The sequence below is a fragment of the Kingella sp. (in: b-proteobacteria) genome, assembly GCF_030527935.1.
Classification (GTDB): domain Bacteria; phylum Pseudomonadota; class Gammaproteobacteria; order Burkholderiales; family Neisseriaceae; genus Kingella_B.
In genome coordinates this window covers 12,466-30,676 of sequence record NZ_JAUMZV010000026.1, presented here as the reverse complement: position 1 = coordinate 30,676, position 18,211 = coordinate 12,466, and the positions used below count along the sequence as shown (strand labels likewise).

24 protein-coding genes and 1 other RNA gene are annotated in these 18,211 nt (G+C 53.5%); 15 read left to right on the top strand and 10 right to left on the bottom strand.

The genetic code is table 11. From position 1 onward, the window contains the following. Nucleotides 1-95 precede the first annotated feature (95 nt). Nucleotides 96-854 (bottom strand): hypothetical protein, encoded by a 759-nt coding sequence (locus Q4A85_RS09190; protein WP_303109668.1) that lies wholly within the window; start codon nt 852-854, stop codon nt 96-98. Between the two features lie 152 nt (nt 855-1,006). Here Q4A85_RS09190 and Q4A85_RS09185 point away from each other — a divergent pair, with 152 nt between their 5' ends. Further along, nucleotides 1,007-1,165 (top strand): hypothetical protein, encoded by a 159-nt coding sequence (locus Q4A85_RS09185; RefSeq protein ID WP_303109666.1) that lies wholly within the window; start codon nt 1,007-1,009, stop codon nt 1,163-1,165. A gap of 44 nt (nt 1,166-1,209) precedes the next feature. On the opposite strand, the gene hisF is transcribed toward Q4A85_RS09185, so the two are convergent. Together hisF and Q4A85_RS09175 are read right to left on the bottom strand one after the other, a co-directional pair. Then, the gene (gene hisF / locus Q4A85_RS09180; RefSeq protein ID WP_303109664.1) at nt 1,210-1,977 is read right to left on the bottom strand and encodes an imidazole glycerol phosphate synthase subunit HisF; all 768 of its coding nucleotides are present in this window, start codon (nt 1,975-1,977) and stop codon (nt 1,210-1,212) included. Between the two features lie 85 nt (nt 1,978-2,062). Further along, nucleotides 2,063-2,725: a peptidoglycan DD-metalloendopeptidase family protein gene (locus Q4A85_RS09175; protein ID WP_303109663.1), complete on the bottom strand. Its 663-nt coding sequence runs from the start codon at nt 2,723-2,725 to the stop codon at nt 2,063-2,065. Nucleotides 2,726-3,027: 302 nt separating this feature from the next. On the opposite strand from Q4A85_RS09175, the gene Q4A85_RS09170 reads away from it, so the two are divergent. From Q4A85_RS09170 to Q4A85_RS09135, 8 genes are all read left to right on the top strand, one after another. Further along, nucleotides 3,028-3,579: an FxsA family protein gene (locus Q4A85_RS09170; RefSeq protein ID WP_303109661.1), complete on the top strand. Its 552-nt coding sequence runs from the start codon at nt 3,028-3,030 to the stop codon at nt 3,577-3,579. 43 nt (nt 3,580-3,622) lie between these two features. After that, on the top strand, nt 3,623-3,937 hold the full coding sequence (gene cyaY, locus Q4A85_RS09165) for an iron donor protein CyaY (RefSeq protein WP_303109659.1): 315 nt from the start codon (nt 3,623-3,625) through the stop codon (nt 3,935-3,937). Between the two features lie 635 nt (nt 3,938-4,572). Next, nucleotides 4,573-4,710, top strand: coding sequence for a hypothetical protein (locus Q4A85_RS09160; protein WP_303109658.1), 138 nt, complete (start codon nt 4,573-4,575; stop codon nt 4,708-4,710). A gap of 14 nt (nt 4,711-4,724) precedes the next feature. Continuing rightward, nucleotides 4,725-4,821, top strand: an RNA gene (gene ffs, locus Q4A85_RS09155) — signal recognition particle sRNA small type. Between the two features lie 84 nt (nt 4,822-4,905). Continuing rightward, nucleotides 4,906-6,255 (top strand): GTPase/DUF3482 domain-containing protein, encoded by a 1,350-nt coding sequence (locus tag Q4A85_RS09150; protein ID WP_303109657.1) that lies wholly within the window; start codon nt 4,906-4,908, stop codon nt 6,253-6,255. 27 nt (nt 6,256-6,282) lie between these two features. Further along, nucleotides 6,283-6,450 (top strand): hypothetical protein, encoded by a 168-nt coding sequence (locus Q4A85_RS09145; protein WP_303109655.1) that lies wholly within the window; start codon nt 6,283-6,285, stop codon nt 6,448-6,450. A 67-nt stretch (nt 6,451-6,517) separates the two neighbouring features. Continuing rightward, nucleotides 6,518-6,664, top strand: a complete 147-nt coding sequence (locus Q4A85_RS09140) for a hypothetical protein (RefSeq protein ID WP_368500210.1) — start codon at nt 6,518-6,520, stop codon at nt 6,662-6,664. Between the two features lie 39 nt (nt 6,665-6,703). After that, a complete protein-coding gene (locus Q4A85_RS09135) occupies nt 6,704-7,297 on the top strand; it encodes a manganese efflux pump MntP family protein (protein ID WP_303109653.1) in 594 nt (197 codons plus the stop codon). A gap of 6 nt (nt 7,298-7,303) precedes the next feature. On the opposite strand, the gene Q4A85_RS09130 is transcribed toward Q4A85_RS09135, so the two are convergent. Next, entirely contained in the window at nt 7,304-7,426 is a 123-nt protein-coding gene (locus Q4A85_RS09130) for a hypothetical protein (RefSeq protein ID WP_303109651.1), read from the bottom strand. A 152-nt stretch (nt 7,427-7,578) separates the two neighbouring features. On the opposite strand from Q4A85_RS09130, the gene Q4A85_RS09125 reads away from it, so the two are divergent. Beyond that, entirely contained in the window at nt 7,579-9,267 is a 1,689-nt protein-coding gene (locus tag Q4A85_RS09125) for an ABC transporter ATP-binding protein/permease (RefSeq protein WP_303109649.1), read from the top strand. Between the two features lie 38 nt (nt 9,268-9,305). Here Q4A85_RS09125 and Q4A85_RS09120 read toward each other — a convergent pair whose 3' ends face one another. From Q4A85_RS09120 to Q4A85_RS09110, 3 genes are all read right to left on the bottom strand, one after another. Next, complete coding sequence (locus Q4A85_RS09120) at nt 9,306-9,437, bottom strand: hypothetical protein (RefSeq protein WP_303109647.1); 132 nt, start codon at nt 9,435-9,437, stop codon at nt 9,306-9,308. A gap of 319 nt (nt 9,438-9,756) precedes the next feature. Next, nucleotides 9,757-10,263 (bottom strand): DUF2726 domain-containing protein, encoded by a 507-nt coding sequence (locus tag Q4A85_RS09115; RefSeq protein WP_303109645.1) that lies wholly within the window; start codon nt 10,261-10,263, stop codon nt 9,757-9,759. Between the two features lie 67 nt (nt 10,264-10,330). Then, nucleotides 10,331-11,158, bottom strand: a complete 828-nt coding sequence (locus tag Q4A85_RS09110; protein WP_303109643.1) for a glycosyltransferase family 2 protein — start codon at nt 11,156-11,158, stop codon at nt 10,331-10,333. Nucleotides 11,159-11,576: 418 nt separating this feature from the next. On the opposite strand from Q4A85_RS09110, the gene Q4A85_RS09105 reads away from it, so the two are divergent. Next, nucleotides 11,577-11,711, top strand: coding sequence for a hypothetical protein (locus Q4A85_RS09105; RefSeq protein ID WP_303109641.1), 135 nt, complete (start codon nt 11,577-11,579; stop codon nt 11,709-11,711). 66 nt (nt 11,712-11,777) lie between these two features. Here Q4A85_RS09105 and ilvC read toward each other — a convergent pair whose 3' ends face one another. Next, nucleotides 11,778-12,791, bottom strand: coding sequence for a ketol-acid reductoisomerase (ilvC, locus tag Q4A85_RS09100; protein WP_303109639.1), 1,014 nt, complete (start codon nt 12,789-12,791; stop codon nt 11,778-11,780). A gap of 303 nt (nt 12,792-13,094) precedes the next feature. On the opposite strand from ilvC, the gene Q4A85_RS09095 reads away from it, so the two are divergent. Further along, complete coding sequence (locus Q4A85_RS09095) at nt 13,095-15,368, top strand: TonB-dependent siderophore receptor (RefSeq protein ID WP_303109637.1); 2,274 nt, start codon at nt 13,095-13,097, stop codon at nt 15,366-15,368. Here the strand turns inward: Q4A85_RS09095 and Q4A85_RS09090 are convergent. Continuing rightward, on the bottom strand, nt 15,318-15,533 hold the full coding sequence (locus Q4A85_RS09090) for a hypothetical protein (RefSeq protein ID WP_303109635.1): 216 nt from the start codon (nt 15,531-15,533) through the stop codon (nt 15,318-15,320). The two genes, Q4A85_RS09095 and Q4A85_RS09090, sit on opposite strands and share 51 nt — an antisense overlap. Here Q4A85_RS09090 and Q4A85_RS09085 point away from each other — a divergent pair. Beyond that, nucleotides 15,532-15,672 carry a hypothetical protein gene (locus Q4A85_RS09085; RefSeq protein ID WP_303109634.1) on the top strand — a complete coding sequence of 47 codons (141 nt, stop codon included), beginning with the start codon at nt 15,532-15,534 and terminating at the stop codon, nt 15,670-15,672. The genes Q4A85_RS09090 and Q4A85_RS09085 overlap by 2 nt on opposite strands. Nucleotides 15,673-15,675: 3 nt before the next feature. On the opposite strand, the gene Q4A85_RS09080 is transcribed toward Q4A85_RS09085, so the two are convergent. After that, complete coding sequence (locus Q4A85_RS09080; protein ID WP_303109632.1) at nt 15,676-16,107, bottom strand: hypothetical protein; 432 nt, start codon at nt 16,105-16,107, stop codon at nt 15,676-15,678. Between the two features lie 256 nt (nt 16,108-16,363). Here Q4A85_RS09080 and Q4A85_RS09075 point away from each other — a divergent pair, with 256 nt between their 5' ends. Together Q4A85_RS09075 and Q4A85_RS09070 are read left to right on the top strand one after the other, a co-directional pair. Next, complete coding sequence (locus Q4A85_RS09075; protein WP_368500208.1) at nt 16,364-18,061, top strand: ABC transporter ATP-binding protein/permease; 1,698 nt, start codon at nt 16,364-16,366, stop codon at nt 18,059-18,061. After that, complete coding sequence (locus tag Q4A85_RS09070; protein ID WP_303109630.1) at nt 18,039-18,200, top strand: hypothetical protein; 162 nt, start codon at nt 18,039-18,041, stop codon at nt 18,198-18,200. Before Q4A85_RS09075 ends, Q4A85_RS09070 begins: the two co-directional genes overlap by 23 nt. Nucleotides 18,201-18,211: the final 11 nt, after the last annotated feature.

Below are 18,211 nucleotides of genomic sequence, written 5' to 3'. Positions count from 1 at the left end.
GTTCATTTACGGTATTGTCCTTGAAATACTGTAAACAACGCTAGGGATTTCTACAGATTAGGCAGCCTGAAACGCAGTTCAGCGTAGCTAAAACGCTAAAACAAGCCGCCAATCAGCAATACGGACATTATCACCATGCCGCTGGTGATGTCTGTGGCGAAAGCGAGCGGGGTAAACAAGACGTTGCGGGTGAGCTTGCGGCGGCTGATGCTGACCTTTTTTTCTTCAAACACCAGCTCGGCAGCGATGGGCTGGGGCAGCGTGTGGCTGATGGCTTGGCTGGGCGGGGTTTGGTACACCGTGCCTGTGGTGGCGATGCATTTGCGGTAGTGGTTGGGGGCGGCTTGGGGTTGGAATTTGAGCTGGGCTAGGGTGGTTTGTTCGCTTGGGGTGATGGTGTGGGCATTCGTTTCGCTTGTTTTGGCTTCGTTAAAGTCTACGGCTTTCAGGCTGCCTTGGGCGATGTAGTCTAGGCAGAAGTTGCTGATAAAGTGGTTTTGGTCGGTAATCAGGATGCGCAGGCTGGGCTGGGGCGCGCCGCTGTATGGTTGGACGATGCGGTAGGGCTGGGGCAGTGGGGCGCGTAGGGTGGCGGCTAGGTCTTGCGACACGCTGGGGTGGATGGCGTACCAATATTGCTCGCCTTGCAGGATTAGGCTGCCTGAAAGCTGGGGGTTGGCGTGGCGCGGGATTTGGCTGATGGTGTGGATGGTGTCGCTTTGCGTACGCGCGATTTGGCGTTGAGTTTGGATGGCGCGGTCAGCATCGTATATGCCGCCGTTCCACAGGACGGACGTGCAGGCGGTTTGGGTGAGCGTGAACGCGATAAGGAGCGGAAAAGGGGTGCGGGGCATTTTCAGGCTGCTTTGGGTGTGGTTTGATGGGGTGTTTTGGTTGATTGTTCTTGATGGATTGTTTGGGTGGATTGCGGGGCGGGTTGGGATGAGGTGGCTTGGCACGGTTTTAGGGATAAGGCAGCCTGAAAACGTTATCCGCAGAGTGGCGCATGGTTTTAATGGTTGGGGCAGATGGTTTTCAGGCTGGCTATATTTTCAGGCTGCCTATTGGGCTGGATGATTGTTTGACATCCAATCGCCCTGCCCTGCCATTCCCCATTTTCAGACTGCCTTTAATCATGCAACGCGCAACACATCAGGCAGCCTGAAACACAGTTCAGCGTAGCTAAACCACGCTCGTGCAAAGCCACCCCTACAACCGCACTTCAATCCCCGCCTGCTGCATCGCCAGCTTGGCTTCGCGGATGCTCACTTCGCCAAAGTGAAAAATACTCGCCGCCAGCACGGCATCGGCTTTGCCTTGCAACACGCCGTCCATCAAATGCTGCACCGTGCCCACTCCGCCCGATGCAATCACGGGAATCGCCACCGCATCGGACACCGCGCGGGTCAGCGGCAGGTTGAAGCCGATTTTTGTGCCGTCTCTGTCCATGCTGGTCAGCAAAATCTCGCCCGCGCCACGCCGCTGCATTTCCCGCGCCCAATCCAGCGCATCCAAACCCGTGTCGTTGCGCCCGCCGTGGGTGAAAACGTGCCATTGGCTGTTGCGCTCGTCCACCGCTTTGGCATCAATCGCCACCACAATCGCCTGCGAACCAAAAAATGCCGCCGCTTCGCTCACCAAATCGGGATGGCTTACTGCCGCCGTGTTGATGCTTACCTTGTCCGCACCCGCGTTGAGCAAGCGGCGAATATCCGCCACGCTGCGCACGCCACCGCCCACCGTGAGCGGGATAAACACGCGGCTGGCCACGTCTTCAATCACGTGCAAAATTGTGTCGCGGTTGTCGCTGCTGGCGGTAATGTCCAAAAACGTGAGTTCATCCGCGCCTTCATCGTTGTAGCGTTGCGCCACGTCCACGGGGTTGCCCGCATCGCGCAAGCCGACAAAGTTCACGCCTTTCACCACGCGCCCATTGTCCACATCCAAACATGGGATGATTCGTTTTGCTAGTGCCATATTGTTGTCCTTAATCCATTTTCAGGCTGCCTAACTGTGCTTATCCAAGGCAGCCTGAAACGAAGTTCAGCGAAGCTAAAACCATTTAGCGCAAATAATTTCTCGGGTTCACCGCCTTGCCATTTTCGCGCACTTCAAAATGCAGCACGCCCTCGTTGGACTGAAAACTGCTGCTCATCGTGGCAATCTGCTGCCCCGCCTCCACCCGCGCATTGTTGGCCACCAGCACGCCCGCATTGTTGCTATACGCCGTAATCAACGCCGCATTGTGGCGGATTAAAATCAAATTCGGATAACCGCGCACTTCCGTGCCAATATAAACCACCTGCCCCGCCGCCGCCGCCAACACAGGCGCGCCCGACTCGCCCGCAATATCCACCCCGCGATTGCCACCGCCAAACTCGCGCACAATGCGCCCATTGGCAGGCATCCGCAGCGCAATGGGCGGCACAGCAGGCGCAGCAGGCGCAGGCGCATAATTCGCCGCCGAAGCCGTAGCTCCACGGCTCACGCGCAACTGCTGCCCCACCACCACCTTATCGCTGCGCAAATTATTCCAACTTTTCAACTGGTTCACACTCGCGCCAAAGCGCAAGCCAATGCGATACAAATTATCCCCCGCTTTCACGCAATAAAAGCCCTTGTCAGGATGGCGACAGCGCGTGTGCTGCGCCGTGCCGCTGCTGGAACACGCCGCCAACAGCACCGCCGCGCCCAGCCCCATCAACAAACGAATAGCAAATTTCATAAAACAACTCGCAAGGCAGCCTGAAACCGCGGATTATAGCAGCACCCGCACGTAGAACCTGTATTCATTATTCGCATAGGCAGATTTGATGACATAAAAATGTGGATACAAGGCAAAAAGCGCAGCAAGGTTTGTACCCCTTGCGCGCATTTTTAACGCAGTAGCCGCGGTTTTAGGGCATGAAAGATGCCTATGGAAATAGCGAATACAGGTTCTTAACTGCGTTTTACAAACGCAAAACTTGTATAATCGCGCCCTATCCCTATCTATCGCCCCATCGCAACCTTTCCCGAAAGACCAACATGCAATATCTCGGAATCGCCCTGCTCATCCTGATTTTTGCCGAAATCTTCTCCATCATCTTTATCAGCAAACTCATCGGCGGGCTTGCCACGCTCGGCTTGATGATACTCGCCTTTATGCTCGGCTCATTTTTGATGAAACGCAGCGCAGGGCTATCGCAACTGCTGCTCGCAGGCGGCATCTTGCGCACAGGCGGGCAAATCTCGCTCTACCAAATGCTCTACCCCATCCGCATCCCCATCGCCGCCTTTTTGCTGATGCTACCGGGGTTTTTCTCCGACCTGATTGCCTTGCTGTTGCTGCTCCCCTTGGGCAGCGCGCCCAGCCAAAACAATCCGCAGCAAAAACCATTTAGCAGCTACGACCCGTTTAGCCAATCCCCGGTTACACGCGGCAGCGGCAGCAACGATGGCAACATTATTGAAGGCGATTTTGTGGTGCAAGATGGCAAAAAAGCCCAAAGGCAGCCTGAAAGTAGTTTTCAGCCCAACCCAAACCGTAAACACCCGCCCGATTTGATTGAATACCAAAACAACGCCGCAGAAAAATAACTTTCAGGCTGCCTAATCTCTTACTCACACACAAGGAAACCCCATGACCGAAACCGAATTTATCGCCCACAGCGAAGCCCTGTTCACCCACCTTGAAGACAGCCTAGACCACTACGACTTTGACTGCACCCGCGCAGGCAACGTGCTCACCATAGAAGCCGACGACGGCACGCAAATCATCGTCAATCGCCACACGCCCAACCAAGAGCTATGGATAGCAACCAAAAGCGGCGGCTACCACTTTGCCGAACGCAACGGACAATGGCTCGCCACCCGCAATGAACGCGAATTTTTTGACGTGCTCAACGAAGCATTAAGCGCGGCAGCAGGCGAAGCAGTGGCGATTGCAGCCATTTAGTAAAGCCATCACGCAAAGACAGCCTGCGAAGCGCAGCAGAGTTGCGAAGCTAAGAACCCAACCGTTTGGTGTTGCGCCAAACGGTTTTTTGTTGGGTAGATGGGGTTTCAGGCTGCCTAACTCTCCAAAAATGTTTAATGCTACTGCCTATTCCCCTACGTCCAGCCGAACGGAGCATCCTTTTTTCGGAAAAAAGCGTGCGCTTGTTCGACGACGCACGAAGTGCGGCTAGTTCGCACGCGCCGGAAAAAGGATGCGCAGTGAGGGAAGTTCGCGCAGCGAACCTGCACGTCGGGGTCACCTTTCTTTTGCTTTGAACCTGTATTCATTATCCGCGCGAATAGATTTTGCGTCATAAAAGCATGGATACAAGGCGCAAAGCGCAGCAAGGTGGACACCTTGCGAGCATTTGCAACGCCGTAGCCATGTTTTTAAGGCGTGAAAGTTATCGTGTGGATGATGAATGCAGGTTCACACTTTGGCGAAGCAAAGAAAAGTAAGAACCTGTATTCACTATTTTCATAGGTAGATTTTATGACATAAAAGCGTGGATACAAGGCAAAAGCACAGCAAGGTGAACACCTTGCGAGCATTTTTAACGCAGTAGCCGCGTTTTTAGGGCATAAAAGATGCCTATGAAAATAGTGAATACAGGTTCTAAGTGCCCCGTCGGCACGAGACGCATGGTTAAAGCTAATCGGATGCCCACCACAATACACAAACCCATTTTCAGGCTGCCCTACCGCTTGCCAAATCCCCAATATCCGCTATAATGCGCGACTTCATTGGCGGGTCTCCCCGCATGGCAATTTTGAGCAACGGGTCAGGGGCGGAAGCCAGCAGCCCACTTAAAAAAGCCAGTGCCGGGGGTCAGGCTCGCCGCCCCATACACACAATCCTGTTTCCCCGCGAAACAGGATTTTTCATCATTAGAACCTGTATCCACTATTTGCATAGGCAGCCTGAAAATGCCCCCATTGCATCTTGCCATCGTTGGGCACACCAACACCGGCAAAACATCCCTGCTGCGCACCTTGCTGCGCGACAGCCAATTTGGCGAAGTGCAAAACGCCGCCGCCACCACGCGCCATGTGGAAACCGCCAGCATCAACATCCAAGCGCAACCCCAAATCCAACTCTACGACACCCCTGGTTTAGAAGACGCAGGCGGCGTTTTAGACTGGCTAGAAGCCCACACTCGCCCCCAGCAAGACGGCATAGACCGCATCAATCAATTTCTCGCCAGTCCCCAAGCGCAAAGCGACTTCTCGCAAGAAGCCAAAGTGCTGCGCCAGCTTATCCACAGCGACACCGCGTTATATGTCATCGATGCGCGCGAGCCCGTGCTACCCAAATACAAAGACGAACTCACCATCCTATCGTGGTGCGCCAAGCCGATTATGCCCGTGTTCAACTTCACCCACGGCAGCGATTTAAGCGCATGGCAAACCACCCTTGCCCGCCGCAATCTGCACGTTATCAGCAGCTTTGACACCATCGCCTTTGATTTCAACGGCGAAATCCAGCTTTGGCACAACCTAGCCACCATGCTGCCCAGCCGCCAAATCATCGACACCCTTATCGCCCACCGCCAACAAGAATGGCAACAGCTCAACCAAACCGCCCACCAAATCATCGCCGAAAGCCTGATTAACATCGCCGCCTACGCCCACGAAAAACCCGACAGCGAAGCCCTAGCCACCGCCCAAGCCACCATGCAAAACGCCGTGCGCCAACACGAACACCACGCCCAACAACGCCTAGCGCAACTCTACCGCTTCTATCAAAGCGACTGGGCCAGCCCCACGCCATCCGCCATCCAAGCATTCAGCCAAGACCTATTTGATGCCGAGCAACTCAAAGCCTACGGCATCCGCACCAGCACAGGCGCAGCCGCAGGTGCACTCATCGGGCTGGGGCTAGACGCGCTCACGCTCGGCACATCGCTGGGGCTAGGCAGCGTAATCGGCGGCATCATCGGCGGCATCGCCACCAACTGGCAAAGCCTGTACCACAAAATCAACGGCACCGACACCCTATACATCGCCAACCCCACGCTCACGCTGATTGCCGCCCGCGCCCTTGCCTTGCTCGCCCTGCTGCAAACGCGCGGACACGCCAGCCTAAGCCCCATCGCCCTGCAACACCCCGCCGCACCGCCGTGGCAGCCTGAAAACCTGCCCGAACTGCTGAAAAAAGCCCGCACCCGCCCGCGCTGGTCCAGCCTTAACGGCGAGTTCAACAGCAAAAGCAAAATCCCCGCCGTTGCAAGCCTTGCCCAGCAGTTAATGCAAATCAGCCAAAGGCAGCCTGCGTAGCGAAGCGGAGTTGCGAAGCTAAAATGATTGGGCAGCCTGAAACGGAGCATCGGCTCAACTGTCCCACGGCAGCCTGAAACGCATTCCAGCGAAGCTAAAATGGAGCATCGGCAGCTCGCCGACATTTTTGCGCAATCTTATTCACACGCTATATTGATGCAGCCTGAAATATCGCCCCGCCTAGCGAAAACGTAAGCATTATGTTTCAAACAACCTTGCAAGCCGTGTGCACGGCATAACCGAATAGAAGAAAGGTTCATTGATGAGTACCCAAAACTACGCAGGCATCGCCATCACCAAACGCAATTTCGTCATCGGTATCCACGGCAAGAATCAAACCCAAACCAACGACATCAAAGGCTTTGAACACACCATTTACTTGCGCCATTGTTATTCTAATTCGCTATAATCCGCCCCTTTTCGCCCCAACAAACACAACCCACAAACCATGAACCCACTCGCCACCGCCGCCCTAGCATTCAGTATGTCCGCCGACGCATTCGCCGCTACCATCGCACGCGGCGCAAGCTGCGGCAAACTTCGCGCCGCCCAAGTCGCCCAAATCGCGCTCACTTTCGGCATCGTAGAAACCATCACCCCGCTCATCGGCTACGGCGCGGACAGCATCGCCGCCAGCTATATTGAAGCGTTTGACCATTGGATAGCATTCGGCTTGCTGCTGGTGTTGGGCGGCAAAATGGTGCGTGAAAGCCTGTTGCCCGCAAGCGAAGCCGATGGCGAAAACAACCGCAGCGCACCCAGCAACCCCGCCATGCCATCCAAATGGCTGCTGCTGATAACCGCCATCGCCACCAGCATAGACTCCATGATAGTGGGCGTAACCCTTGCCTTTTTGGATGTCAATATCTGGCTCACCGCGCTCGCCATCGGCGCAGCCACCACGCTGATGGCAATCATCGGCATCAAGCTCGGCGGCGTGTTAGACGGCATGGTTGGCAAACGCGCCGAACTGTTTGGCGGCATCGTGTTGATGGGCATCGGCACGTTTATCCTGTTGGAACACCTTGGCGTGATTGCCTAACCCGTTTTAGCTTCGCAACTCCGCTTCGCTACGCAGGCTGCCTAACATAATCGTGCGCAACATTAGGCAGCCTGAAAAATAAGAAATGCCGTCATTCCCGCGCAGGCGGGAATCTTGTTTGATATTCATAAATGATTGTAAAAACAAGCCATTGTTTAAGATTAACCAAGATTCCCGCCTGCGCGGGAATGACGACAGTTTAACTATTCCTTGTTTCATTTTAGGTTTTGCCAAAGCAGCCCCAAAACCATCCCATCCACCTCACTCCCCAAACCCCACCCATGAAAACCCTAATCAAAAACTTCTACTACTTCATCAAAGACTACTGGCTCAACAGCAAAAACCCGCTCTCGTGGGGCATCCTTATCGTGCTCGTTTCGCTCGGCTTTGGCGTGGTCAAAATCAACGTGCTCATCACCGAATGGAGCAAAGGCTTTTACGACACGCTGTTCTCCGCCAGCCAAGCGCGCGTGATATACGGGCTAATCGGCGAATATTTAATGTATGTCGGCATCTTTATCCTAGCCAGCGTTGCCCGCGCATGGCTGCGCAAGCTGTTGATTATCAAATGGCGTAACTACCTAACCGAGCAATTTTTGGGCAACTGGTTTGCCAAACGCGCCTACTACCGCATCGCGCTGAAACAAAGCACCGACAACCCAGACCAGCGCATCGCTGATGACATCAACATCTTCGTCTCGCGCACCATAGAGCTGTTTATCTCGCTGCTCACCAATCTTGCCCAGCTTTATTCGTTCTCGCAAATCCTGTGGCGATTGAGCGGCACGCACACGTTTAATCTATTCGGCAGCAGCTACACCATCACAGGCTATTTGGTTTGGGTGGTGGTTGCCTACGCCCTGTTTGGCACGCTGTTCACCCAAGTTATCGGGCATAAACTGCACGCACTCAACTACGCGCAGCAAAAATTTGAAGCCGATTTCCGCGCATCGCTGGTGCGCAAACACGACAACGCCGAGCAAATCGCCCTGTATCAAGGCGAACACCGCGAAACAGGCAGCCTGAAAACCGAGTTTGCCCGCATCATGCAAAACTGGAAAAAAATCATGAACGCCGAATTGCGCCTTGGCTTGTTTACCACAGGCTACGACCGCTTCTCACTGATGCTGCCCGTGGTGGCTTCTGTGCCGCTCATCATCGCCAAAACCCTAACCCTAGGCAGCCTGATGCAAATCCGAAACGCCTTTTCCGCCGTGTTTAATTCTATTAGCTGGTTTGTGTTTGCCTACACCATCTTGCCCGAATGGAGCGCGACCGTGCAGCGGTTAAGCCAGTTCCGCCACAACATTGAAGCCGAGCAAAACCGCGACCGCGCCGCCCCCGCAGGCGAAGACTTGCAGCTCAACCAGCTCAATCTCTACACCCCGCAAGGCGAAGCCATCTTGCAAAACGTGCAAGCCCGCATCAGCGCAGGCAAATGGACGCGCCTAGCAGGGCAAAGCGGCTTGGGCAAATCCACCCTGCTGCGCACCATCGGCGGCTTATGGGTGGACTACGATGGCGACTGGCAACGCCCGCACGGCAGCAGCCTGCTGTTGCCCCAGCGCACCTATCTAGGCAAAGGCACGCTCGCCGAAATCATCAGCTACCCGCGCGAAGCCCAGCCCGAAGCCGACTACGCCGCCTTGCTATCAGACGTAGGGCTGGAAAAATACATCCCGCAGCTTCACGCCCCCGATGTGAACTGGGCGCACACCCTATCAGGCGGCGAACAGCAACGCATCGCCATCGCCCGCGCCCTGTTTGCCGCGCCCGATTACCTGTATTTAGACGAAAACACCAGCGCGCTAGACCTGCCCACCGCCCGCCGCCTGCTTATGCTGCTAAAAACGCGCCTGCCCAACAGCACCGTTGTCGTGGTCAGCCATCAAAACGAATTGGTGGATTTGTTTGATGAAGTGCTGGATTTGAGCGGGTTTAGGGCGGAGAAGGCAGCTAAGGCAGCCTGAAAACATAAAACCGTTTGCTGTTTAGCCAAACGGTTTTTTTACTGGATAGATTGGTTTTCAGGCTGCTTAATCCCATCACAACCGTTTACTACTACCACCCATTCCCCTACGTCCAGCCGAACGAAGCATCCTTTTTTCGGGAAAAAGCGTGCGCTTGTTCGACGACGCACGAAGTGCGGCTAGTTCGCACGCGCCGGAAAAAGGATGCGCAGTGAGGGAAGTTCGCGCAGCGAACCTGCACGTCGGGGTCGCCTTTCTTTTGCTTACTTTTCTTTGGCGGAGCAAAGAAAAGTAAGTGCCCCGCTGGCACGAAGCGCATGGTTAAAGCTTCACTCAAAGCCAACCATAAGGCACTAACCTTGTTTTGGCTTCGCAACTCCGCTTCGCTACGCAGGCAAAGGTTTCATCCTGAAAAAACAAAACCGTTTGGTATTGCGCCAAACGGTTTTTATTGCAGGATAAATTGATTTTCAGGCTGCCTTTATCCCGCTAACCACTCTTCCTATCAATCCGCCGAATCAACTTCGCAATCGCTTCATGTCTCGGCGTTTCCCCCACCAGCCAGCGAATCACCGCCACGCCCGCCGCTTCGGTTGCCTTGTTCTTGCGATTATCCGCTTCCTGCCGCTCGGGCAGCTCGTGCGTTCTATCGTCCACTTCAATCACCGCAATCGGCGTGCTATCGGCGCGGCAAATCACAAAGTCATAGCTCAAACGGCTCACAAAATTAAACCAATAATATGTCTCGCGGCTTTTAGGCACTTCCAACACACGCGAAGCCTGCACTTGACTAAACACCATGTAATCGGGCAAGGCTTCCAGCAGCGTGATATAGACATCCATTTCCGTTGCCGTCATCAGCGGGCGGCGCAAATAGGGCAGCTTGGGGTTTTTCGCCAAAAAAGGATTTCGGTTGCGGCGGCGCAGCAGCAAAATCGGCAGCGCAACAAAAATCAGCAGCAGAATGGCAACCGTTAAAACAAAAGAAGCGTTCATAGATAGAGACCTTGGCAAAACACATGGATGGCAGCCTGAAAAGGGGTAAGTAAACGTTTCAGCCTGCCTATTTACGCTCCACCAGCAAAGGCATCACGCCCGTTTGCGGCGCGGCAAGAATGGTTTTCAGGCTGCCTAATTGCGTTTGGATGCGCTGCGTTACTTGGTTGGCGCGGTCTAAATCGTGTGCACCCACAGCGCGCGGGTTGCGCCGAAACAAAATCGCATCCAGCAAATGCGCGGCGTGAATGCCATCGCGCCAATGGTGCAACACCGCAGGCTCGTGTTCATCAAACAGCGTGCCAACCACGCTGCTGCCTACCGTTGCCAAGCCCAACGCGCCATCTTCGCCACCAAATTGGCGAAACAAATCATCATGCGGAAAGCCGCCACATGCCAAGAAAAACACACGGCGAAACACCGTGTTGCCGCCCACCGTCATCTGCACGCTGTGCCACGCCCGCGCAAAATCGGGCTGCGCGCGATAGTGTTCAGGCAGCCCCACCGCTTGCAAGCGCAGGCGAACCAGTCCCAAAAAATCAAATTGTTGAAACGAAAAACACGCGGCGGATAACGCGCCCTGCTGGTATTCATCGTCCGCATCCAAAAAGGCAATCAGCTCGGCTTGGCTTTGCATTGCGCCCCAGTTTCGCGCTTGCGCCGCGCCCCTGTTTTCAGGCAGCCTGAAAGCCTGAATTTTGTGCGGGAACTGTTGTTGCAACTGCAAAATGGTTTGCCAAGTGTGGTCGGTGGAAGCATCGTCTATCAGCCAAATGTGCTGGGCTTCGGGTTGGTTCAGGCAGCTTTGCACGGCGCGGAACAGGGTGTGGGCGGCGTTGTAGCAGGGGATGATGATGTCTAGCATGGGCGTAAACGTGGTAAGAGATAATGACAACAAAATAGGCAGCCTGAAAACGAGTAAAACATCAGAGCCAGCCTGTGTGGCTCAGCGAGTTGCGAAGCTAAAACAAGGTTGGTGCTTTGTGGTTATTGGGTATTGCTTTTACCATGCGCTTCATGCCAGCGGGGCACTTACTTTTCTTTGCTTCGCCAAAGTGTGAACCTGCATTCATCATCCACACGATAGCTTTCACGCCCTAAAAACATGGCTACGGCGTTGCAAATGCTCGCAAGGTGCCCACCTTGCTGCGCTTTGCGCCTTGTATCCATGCTTTTATGACGCAAAATCTATTCGCGCGGATAATGAATACAGGTTCAAAGCAAAAGAAAGGTGACCCCGACGTGCAGGTTCGCTGCGCGAACTTCCCTCACTGCGCATCCTTTTTCCGGCGCGTGCGAACTAGCCGCACTTCGTGCGTCGTCGGACAAGCGCACGCTTTTTCCCGAAAAAAGGATGCTCCGTTCGGCTGGACGTAGGGGAGAGAGTGGCAATAGTAAACGGTTGTGGTGGGATTAAGCAGCCTGAAATCCAATCCATCCCGCAATAAAAAGCCGTTTGGCAGAACACCAAACGGTTTTGTTTTTTCAGGCTGCCTAACAGGATTTAATCCAGATTAGTTTTTATCTTGGTCCACCAATTTGTTTTTGCTAATCCAAGGCATCATGCCACGCAGTTGTGCGCCGATTTGTTCCACAGGATGCGCCGCATTTTGGCGACGACGCGCCGTCATGCTGGGGTAGTTGGTCGCGCCTTCGGTGATGAACATTTTGGCGTATTCGCCCGATTGGATGCGTTTTAGCGCATTGCGCATTGCTTCGCGCGATTGCTGGTTGATGACTTCCACGCCCGTAACGTATTCGCCAAATTCCGCGTTGTTGGAAATGGAGTAATTCATGTTGGCAATGCCGCCTTCGTAAATCAAATCCACAATCAGCTTCATCTCGTGCAAGCATTCAAAATACGCCATTTCGGGCGCGTAGCCCGCTTCGGTCAGCGTTTCAAAGCCTGTTTTAATCAGCTCAACCAAGCCGCCGCACAACACGGCTTGCTCGCCAAACAAATCGGTTTCGGTTTCTTGACGGAAGTCGGTTTCAATCACGCCGCCTTTGGTGCCGCCGTTTGCCGCCGCGTAAGATAAAGCAATATCACGCGCTTTGCCCGTTGCATCTTGATGCACGGCAATCAAAGATGGCACGCCGCCGCCTTTCAAAAATTCGCTGCGCACGGTGTGCCCCGGCCCTTTGGGCGCAATCATAATCACGTCCACGCCTTTGGGCGCAACGATTTGGTTGTAGTGCACATTAAAGCCGTGGGCAAACGCCAACGCTGCGCCATCTTTCAAATTGGGCGCGATTTCGTTTTTGTAAACAAGCGGTTGGTTTTCATCGGGCAGCAAAATCATCACCACGTCTGCCGCTTTGGTGGCTTCGGCAACGGTGCGCACATCAAAACCCGCCGCAACGGCTTTGTTCCAAGACGCGCCTTGACGCAAACCCACCATCACGTTCACGCCGCTGTCTTTCAAATTGGCAGCGTGCGCATGACCTTGCGAGCCATAGCCAATAATGGCAACGGTTTTGCCTTTGATTAGGGATAAATCAGCATCTTTATCGTAATAAACTTTCATGAGATTTCCTTTGCTTTCAAAAGATTAAAAAGAGAATGGGTTGATTTTCACCTGCCTGACAAAGGGGCGGTCTCGTTTGGAAACGGCGGCTTTATCAAATCGCGCAACGGTTGTGCCTGCTGCGCGATAAAAATGAAAAGCCTGCGCATGGTACACCATCTGTAACGAAACGTAAATTTAGAGCAGTCTGAAAACAAAAATATTTTGCCAATTGTTATCAACCGTTAAGCAAAATGAATTATGATGTCGTGCTTTTTTATTTAGAACACACCTTTTTTTAACCTATTTTTGAAAGAAACCAACATGACCATCCGCAAAACATGGCTTGCCGCCAGCGTATCTGCTGCATTGTTCAGCCTTGCCGCGCAAGCCGCCGATGAAACCGCCCCGCCCGCTGCCAGCGAAAACAGCGCGCCGACACAACAGACACAACAAACGCAAACGCTGCAAAACGTTACCGTTTCCGCCGTAAACCGCAGCACGCGCACGGAAAACAAAGACAGCTACACCACTTCGGCGATGAAAACCACCACAGGCTTGGCATTGACACCCAAAGAAACGCCGCAATCGGTGAGCGTGATTACCAAAACCCAGCTTAACGACCGCGGCATCAGCAGCCTGAAAGACGCACTCAAAACCACCACAGGCGTAAACGTGCTACGCGAATCAGGGCGTTATCGCTTCCAATCGCGCGGTTTTTATGTTGACCAAATTGAAGAAGACGGCGTTTCCACCACCGTGGCAGGCTCGTCTGGCAACCCTTACCGCGATGCGCAAAGCCTGTACGATTTGAGCATTTATGACCATATTGAAGTGGTGCGTGGCGCAACAGGTTTAACCCAAGTAAACGGCGAACCTGGTGGCACAGTAAACGCCGTGCGCAAAAAACCCACCGCGCAAACGCAAATTCAAGGCGATTTGCTGGTAAACCGCTTTGGCAAAGCCCGCGCCACGTTAGACGTTTCAGGCAGCCTGAACCCATCCCAAACCTTGCGCGGGCGCAGCGTGATTGTGGGCGAGCGCAGCAGGGGCAATAAAGACAACGACAAAGGTGATTTGGGCTTGTTCTACGGCGTATTAGAAGGACACATCGGCGAAAACACCAAAGTAACCGCAGGCTTGCTCCACCAACGCCACACCGAAACGCCCGATTATTTCGGCGTGCCGATGAGCGTGGGCGGTGGCGATGCAGGCTTTAACACCGATACCTATCTGGGCTACGACTGGACACACGCCAAATTCCGCAAAACCAACGCCTTTGCCGAGTTGGAACATTATTTCAACGATGATTGGGTGGCAACCGCCAAGTTCAACTACATATACAGCAAATCCACCAGCCGTCTTGGCGCAATCTACAACGCCAGCACCACCTACCGAGGCTTGCCCGCAGGCGGCACATTGAGCACGCAAAACTTCCAAAACTACCAAAACGGCGGACACCAAGCCAATATCCAGCTCAACCTAAACGGCAAATACGACCTATTAGGGCGCAAGCACGATGTGTTCTTGGGCTACACCTATTCGCGTGAAAACAACGACACCACATGGCGACGCATCCGCAACAGCCGCGCCTACAACCCGCGCACGTTTACAGGCGGCGAGCAAGCCGAGCCAAACTGGGCAAACTACAACGACCGCACGTTCTACCATAACCGCATCACATCCAACAGCCTGATGCTGGGCACACGCTTTAACGTGTTGGACAACCTACACATTCTCGCAGGCACGCGCTACACCCAATGGAAAGCCGATGGCGTAACCGATTACGATTGGTGGAACAATCGCCCCGATTCCGATGCCGATGAACACAGCGTTCGCCGCAAAAACCGCTTTGTGCCTTATTTCGGCATCACTTACGACATCACGCCCAGCCAAAGCGTGTATGCCAGCTACACCAGCATTTTCAAACCCAACAGCAATAAAGACATCAACGAACGTTACTTGAAACCCGTGGTAGGCAATAACTACGAAATCGGCTGGAAAGGCGAATGGTTTAACCGTAAGCTCAATACCGCCGTTGCGCTGTTTCAGATTGACCAGAAAAACCGTTCGGTGCAAGTGTATTTCCCAACGCTGAACAAATGGTACAACGAAAACGTAGGACACGTTCGCAGCCGTGGCTTGGATTTGGAAATTTCGGGCAACCTAACCGAAAACTGGAAACTCTTTGCGGGCTACACGCTCAACAACAGCAAATATATGCGTGGCGAAAACGGACGCAACAGCGTATCGCCTTATTTGCAAGGCGCAAATTTCAGCCGCCACACGCCCAAGCATATGTTCCGACTGCACACCAGCTATGATTTGCCTTGTGGCGGTCGCAAATGGACAGTTGGCGGCGGCGTGAGCGCGCAAAGCAAAACCAGCAGCTTAGGCTATGTGAAACAAGGCGGCTACGCGCTGTGGCACGCTGATGTGAAATACGCGCCCAGCGAAAACCTGCAAGTTAGCTTGATTGCCGATAACCTGTTTAACAAACGCTATTTTGAAAGCAACAAAGTGCGCTATAACGGCATCAACAACTTCCTAGGCGAACCGCGCAATATTTCGCTGAAAGTAGATTGGAAGTTTAAATAAAGCACCAAGGCAGCCTGAAAACGCTATTTCAGGCTGCCTATTGAATATTAGGCAGCCTGAAACCCAAAATGGAGTGGCGATGGCTTGTTGCCAAATGGAAACTTTTGCAAAAACTGTAACTAATGGAGCGTCGGCGGCTCGCCGACATTTTGGCAAATCAGTCATGCGATGTTTAATAAATGATTTGGCGGCGAGCCGCCGCCGCTCCATTTTAGATTTCAGGCAGCTATTGGGGTTTTGCAAAGGTTTTCAGACTGCCTATTTAAACCAAAGGCAGCCTGAAAAACGGTTTCAGGCTGCCTGATGGTTAAAACCCCAATTCTTGCAAAATCTCTTTGGCATTGGGGATTGGGTCAATCCGCGCCGTTGGATATTGCGGCGCAACGGCGCGATGATGCTGAATATAGTATTCCACATCTTCTGCCTTGTAGCCCAGCAATTTGCCAACAGCGCGTTCCTCATCATCGTCAAAGCCGTTTAACTCTTTGAGCGTAACTAGCTTTTGAATATTGGGGTCATCAGGCGTGAGTGACACGATTTGGTAGTAATAAGGTTCGCCTTTGTAATCAAAAGCAGAACGCACATCGGTGCGGAATAATCGTCCGCTGGCAAGATACGGCCCAAATTCCGCAGGAATGGGGTAATCAGAAAAATATAATGCCAACGGCTTTTCACCCGCCAGCATCAGTTCCAATTCCTTGCCTTCATGCGGTCCGATAGATGGATGCTTTTTCGTCATCTGTTTCTCCCATTGTTAAAAGGTAAAAAGCGAAAGCAAGCATGAGTAAACTCCATGCTTGCGTTTCGTAAGATTAAAATCCATCAAATGATTGTCGTTATCATAAAATAAAACATTTAGAACCTGTATTCACTATTTCCATAGGCAGATTTTATGACATAAAAGCGCAGATACAAGGCAAAAAGCACAGCAAGGTTGGACACCTTGCGAGCATTTTTAACGCGGTAGCCGCGTTTTTATGTCATAAAATCTGCCTATGGAAATAGTGAATACAGGTTCTTACTCTCGTCAAAACAACATGGACACCCTAAAACATTTCTATCAACTCGCCTGCCCCTTTTGGCGCGGCAAAGGCAGCCTGAAAGCGTGGTTGCTGCTGGCGGCGGTGATTGGCTTTTCGCTGGCGATTGTGCGCGTGAGCGTTTACATCACCGCGTGGAACAAAGATTTTTATGACGCGCTGGAACAATTCAACCGCCCGCTGCTGTATGCGCTGCTGTGGCAATATTTGGGCTTTATCGCGCTCACGGTGGGCTTTGTGGTGCTGGGCAACTGGCTGCGCAAAATCCTTGTGTTTCGTTGGCGCGAGCAGCTTACCCAGCATTTCACGCAAATGTGGCTGGCGCAGCATCGTGCCTATCGTTTGCAAACCCAGCCGCAGGGCGAGCCTGATAACCCAGACCAGCGCATAGCCGAAGATTGCTTTTTACTGGCTGATAAAAGCATTGATTTGTTCAAATATTTTATTATGAACGCGGCAAAGCTGGGCGCGTTTGTGGTGGTGCTGTGGCAGCTTTCAGGCAGCCTGAAAATAGACATCGGCGGTAAAACATGGCAGTTGCAGGGTTATTTGGTGTGGGTGGCGTTGGGCTACACGCTGGTGTGCACGCTGGCCACGCATCTGATTGGGCGCAAACTGCATCCGCTTAATATTGACCGCCAGCACCGCGAAGCCGACTATCGCGCGTCTTTGCTGCGCGTGCGCGACCATGCCGAGCAAATCGCCTTTTATCGTGGCGAAAACAGCGAAAAAAGCCGCCTAAGCCGCCGTTTTGCCGCCGTGCGCGACAATTGGTACGCACTGATTGGGCGCGAGCTGCGGCTGGAAACTTTTTCCGCCACCTATCTGCGCGTTACCCAATTTATCCCCATCGCCGCCGCGCTGCCGCTGTATCTGGCCCACACGCTCACCTTTGGCGGGCTGATGCAGGCGCGTTCTGCCTTTGGCAACGTACAAGACGGCTTTGGCTGGTTTATGGATTACTACAAGCGGATTATGGAATGGGCAGCGGTGGTGTCGCGGCTGGCGGATTTTCAGGCTGCCTTAAATGGCGTGCCCACGCTGGCGGCAACCGAATCGCCCGAGCCTACATCATCCGCGTCTATTCAATTTAATCAATTAGTTGTGCGACATAATCGCCCGATTAACGCGCAAATTGGCGCAGGCGAATGCGTGTTGCTGGATGGCAAAAGCGGCGCGGGCAAAACCAGCTTGCTGCGCGTGTTGGCGGGCTTAAACGCGCCCGATGGCGGCAGCGTGTTGATAGCAGGCAGCGTGCTGTTTTTGCCGCAAAAGCCCTATTTATCGCTGGGCAGCCTGAAAAACCTATTGAGCTACCCCAGCGCAACCGCGTTGCCCGAAGACAGCATCCGTGCCGCATTGGCAAAAGTCGGCTTGGCGCAGTTGAACGATGAACTGGATACGGTAACCGATTGGCAAGCGCGGCTATCGGGCGGCGAACAGCAACGCATCGGCATCGCCCGCGCCTTGCTGCATCGCCCGCAAGTGTTGGCAATGGATGAACCCACCGCCGCGCTGGACGATGCTTCCGCCGCGCATCTGTTTGCACTCTTGCGGCAGGAGTTGCCCCAAACCGCCATGCTGTGCGCCACGCATCAAATGGTGTTGCGCCAACGCTTTACGCGGCGGATTGAATTGTTTGAACGCGCGTGATGGTTTTCAGGCTGCCTATCTTGTTTACGGGATTAGGCAGCCTGAAAACCCAAAAACAACGCCAAAACCGCCCCAGCAACATTTTCGCCACACCCGCCCCCGTTTCAGGCTGCCTAACCCCATCCCGCAGGCAGCCTGAAAGCATTTTCG

Coding starts and splice junctions, on each gene's coding strand:
- Q4A85_RS09160 (WP_303109658.1), top strand. CDS start 4,573: ATGAAAATAGTGAATACAGGTTCTAAGTGCCCCGTCGGCACGAGACGC.
- Q4A85_RS09075 (WP_368500208.1), top strand. CDS start 16,364: ATGGAAATAGTGAATACAGGTTCTTACTCTCGTCAAAACAACATGGAC.
- Q4A85_RS09170 (WP_303109661.1), top strand. CDS start 3,028: ATGCAATATCTCGGAATCGCCCTGCTCATCCTGATTTTTGCCGAAATC.
- Q4A85_RS09140 (WP_368500210.1), top strand. CDS start 6,518: ATGAGTACCCAAAACTACGCAGGCATCGCCATCACCAAACGCAATTTC.
- Q4A85_RS09125 (WP_303109649.1), top strand. CDS start 7,579: ATGAAAACCCTAATCAAAAACTTCTACTACTTCATCAAAGACTACTGG.
- Q4A85_RS09190 (WP_303109668.1), bottom strand. CDS start 854: ATGCCCCGCACCCCTTTTCCGCTCCTTATCGCGTTCACGCTCACCCAA.
- Q4A85_RS09175 (WP_303109663.1), bottom strand. CDS start 2,725: ATGAAATTTGCTATTCGTTTGTTGATGGGGCTGGGCGCGGCGGTGCTG.
- Q4A85_RS09185 (WP_303109666.1), top strand. CDS start 1,007: ATGGTTTTAATGGTTGGGGCAGATGGTTTTCAGGCTGGCTATATTTTC.
- hisF (WP_303109664.1), bottom strand. CDS start 1,977: ATGGCACTAGCAAAACGAATCATCCCATGTTTGGATGTGGACAATGGG.
- Q4A85_RS09135 (WP_303109653.1), top strand. CDS start 6,704: ATGAACCCACTCGCCACCGCCGCCCTAGCATTCAGTATGTCCGCCGAC.
- ilvC (WP_303109639.1), bottom strand. CDS start 12,791: ATGAAAGTTTATTACGATAAAGATGCTGATTTATCCCTAATCAAAGGC.
- cyaY (WP_303109659.1), top strand. CDS start 3,623: ATGACCGAAACCGAATTTATCGCCCACAGCGAAGCCCTGTTCACCCAC.
- Q4A85_RS09085 (WP_303109634.1), top strand. CDS start 15,532: ATGCGATGTTTAATAAATGATTTGGCGGCGAGCCGCCGCCGCTCCATT.
- Q4A85_RS09090 (WP_303109635.1), bottom strand. CDS start 15,533: ATGACTGATTTGCCAAAATGTCGGCGAGCCGCCGACGCTCCATTAGTT.
- Q4A85_RS09095 (WP_303109637.1), top strand. CDS start 13,095: ATGACCATCCGCAAAACATGGCTTGCCGCCAGCGTATCTGCTGCATTG.
- Q4A85_RS09080 (WP_303109632.1), bottom strand. CDS start 16,107: ATGACGAAAAAGCATCCATCTATCGGACCGCATGAAGGCAAGGAATTG.
- Q4A85_RS09115 (WP_303109645.1), bottom strand. CDS start 10,263: ATGAACGCTTCTTTTGTTTTAACGGTTGCCATTCTGCTGCTGATTTTT.
- Q4A85_RS09130 (WP_303109651.1), bottom strand. CDS start 7,426: ATGAATATCAAACAAGATTCCCGCCTGCGCGGGAATGACGGCATTTCT.
- Q4A85_RS09150 (WP_303109657.1), top strand. CDS start 4,906: ATGCCCCCATTGCATCTTGCCATCGTTGGGCACACCAACACCGGCAAA.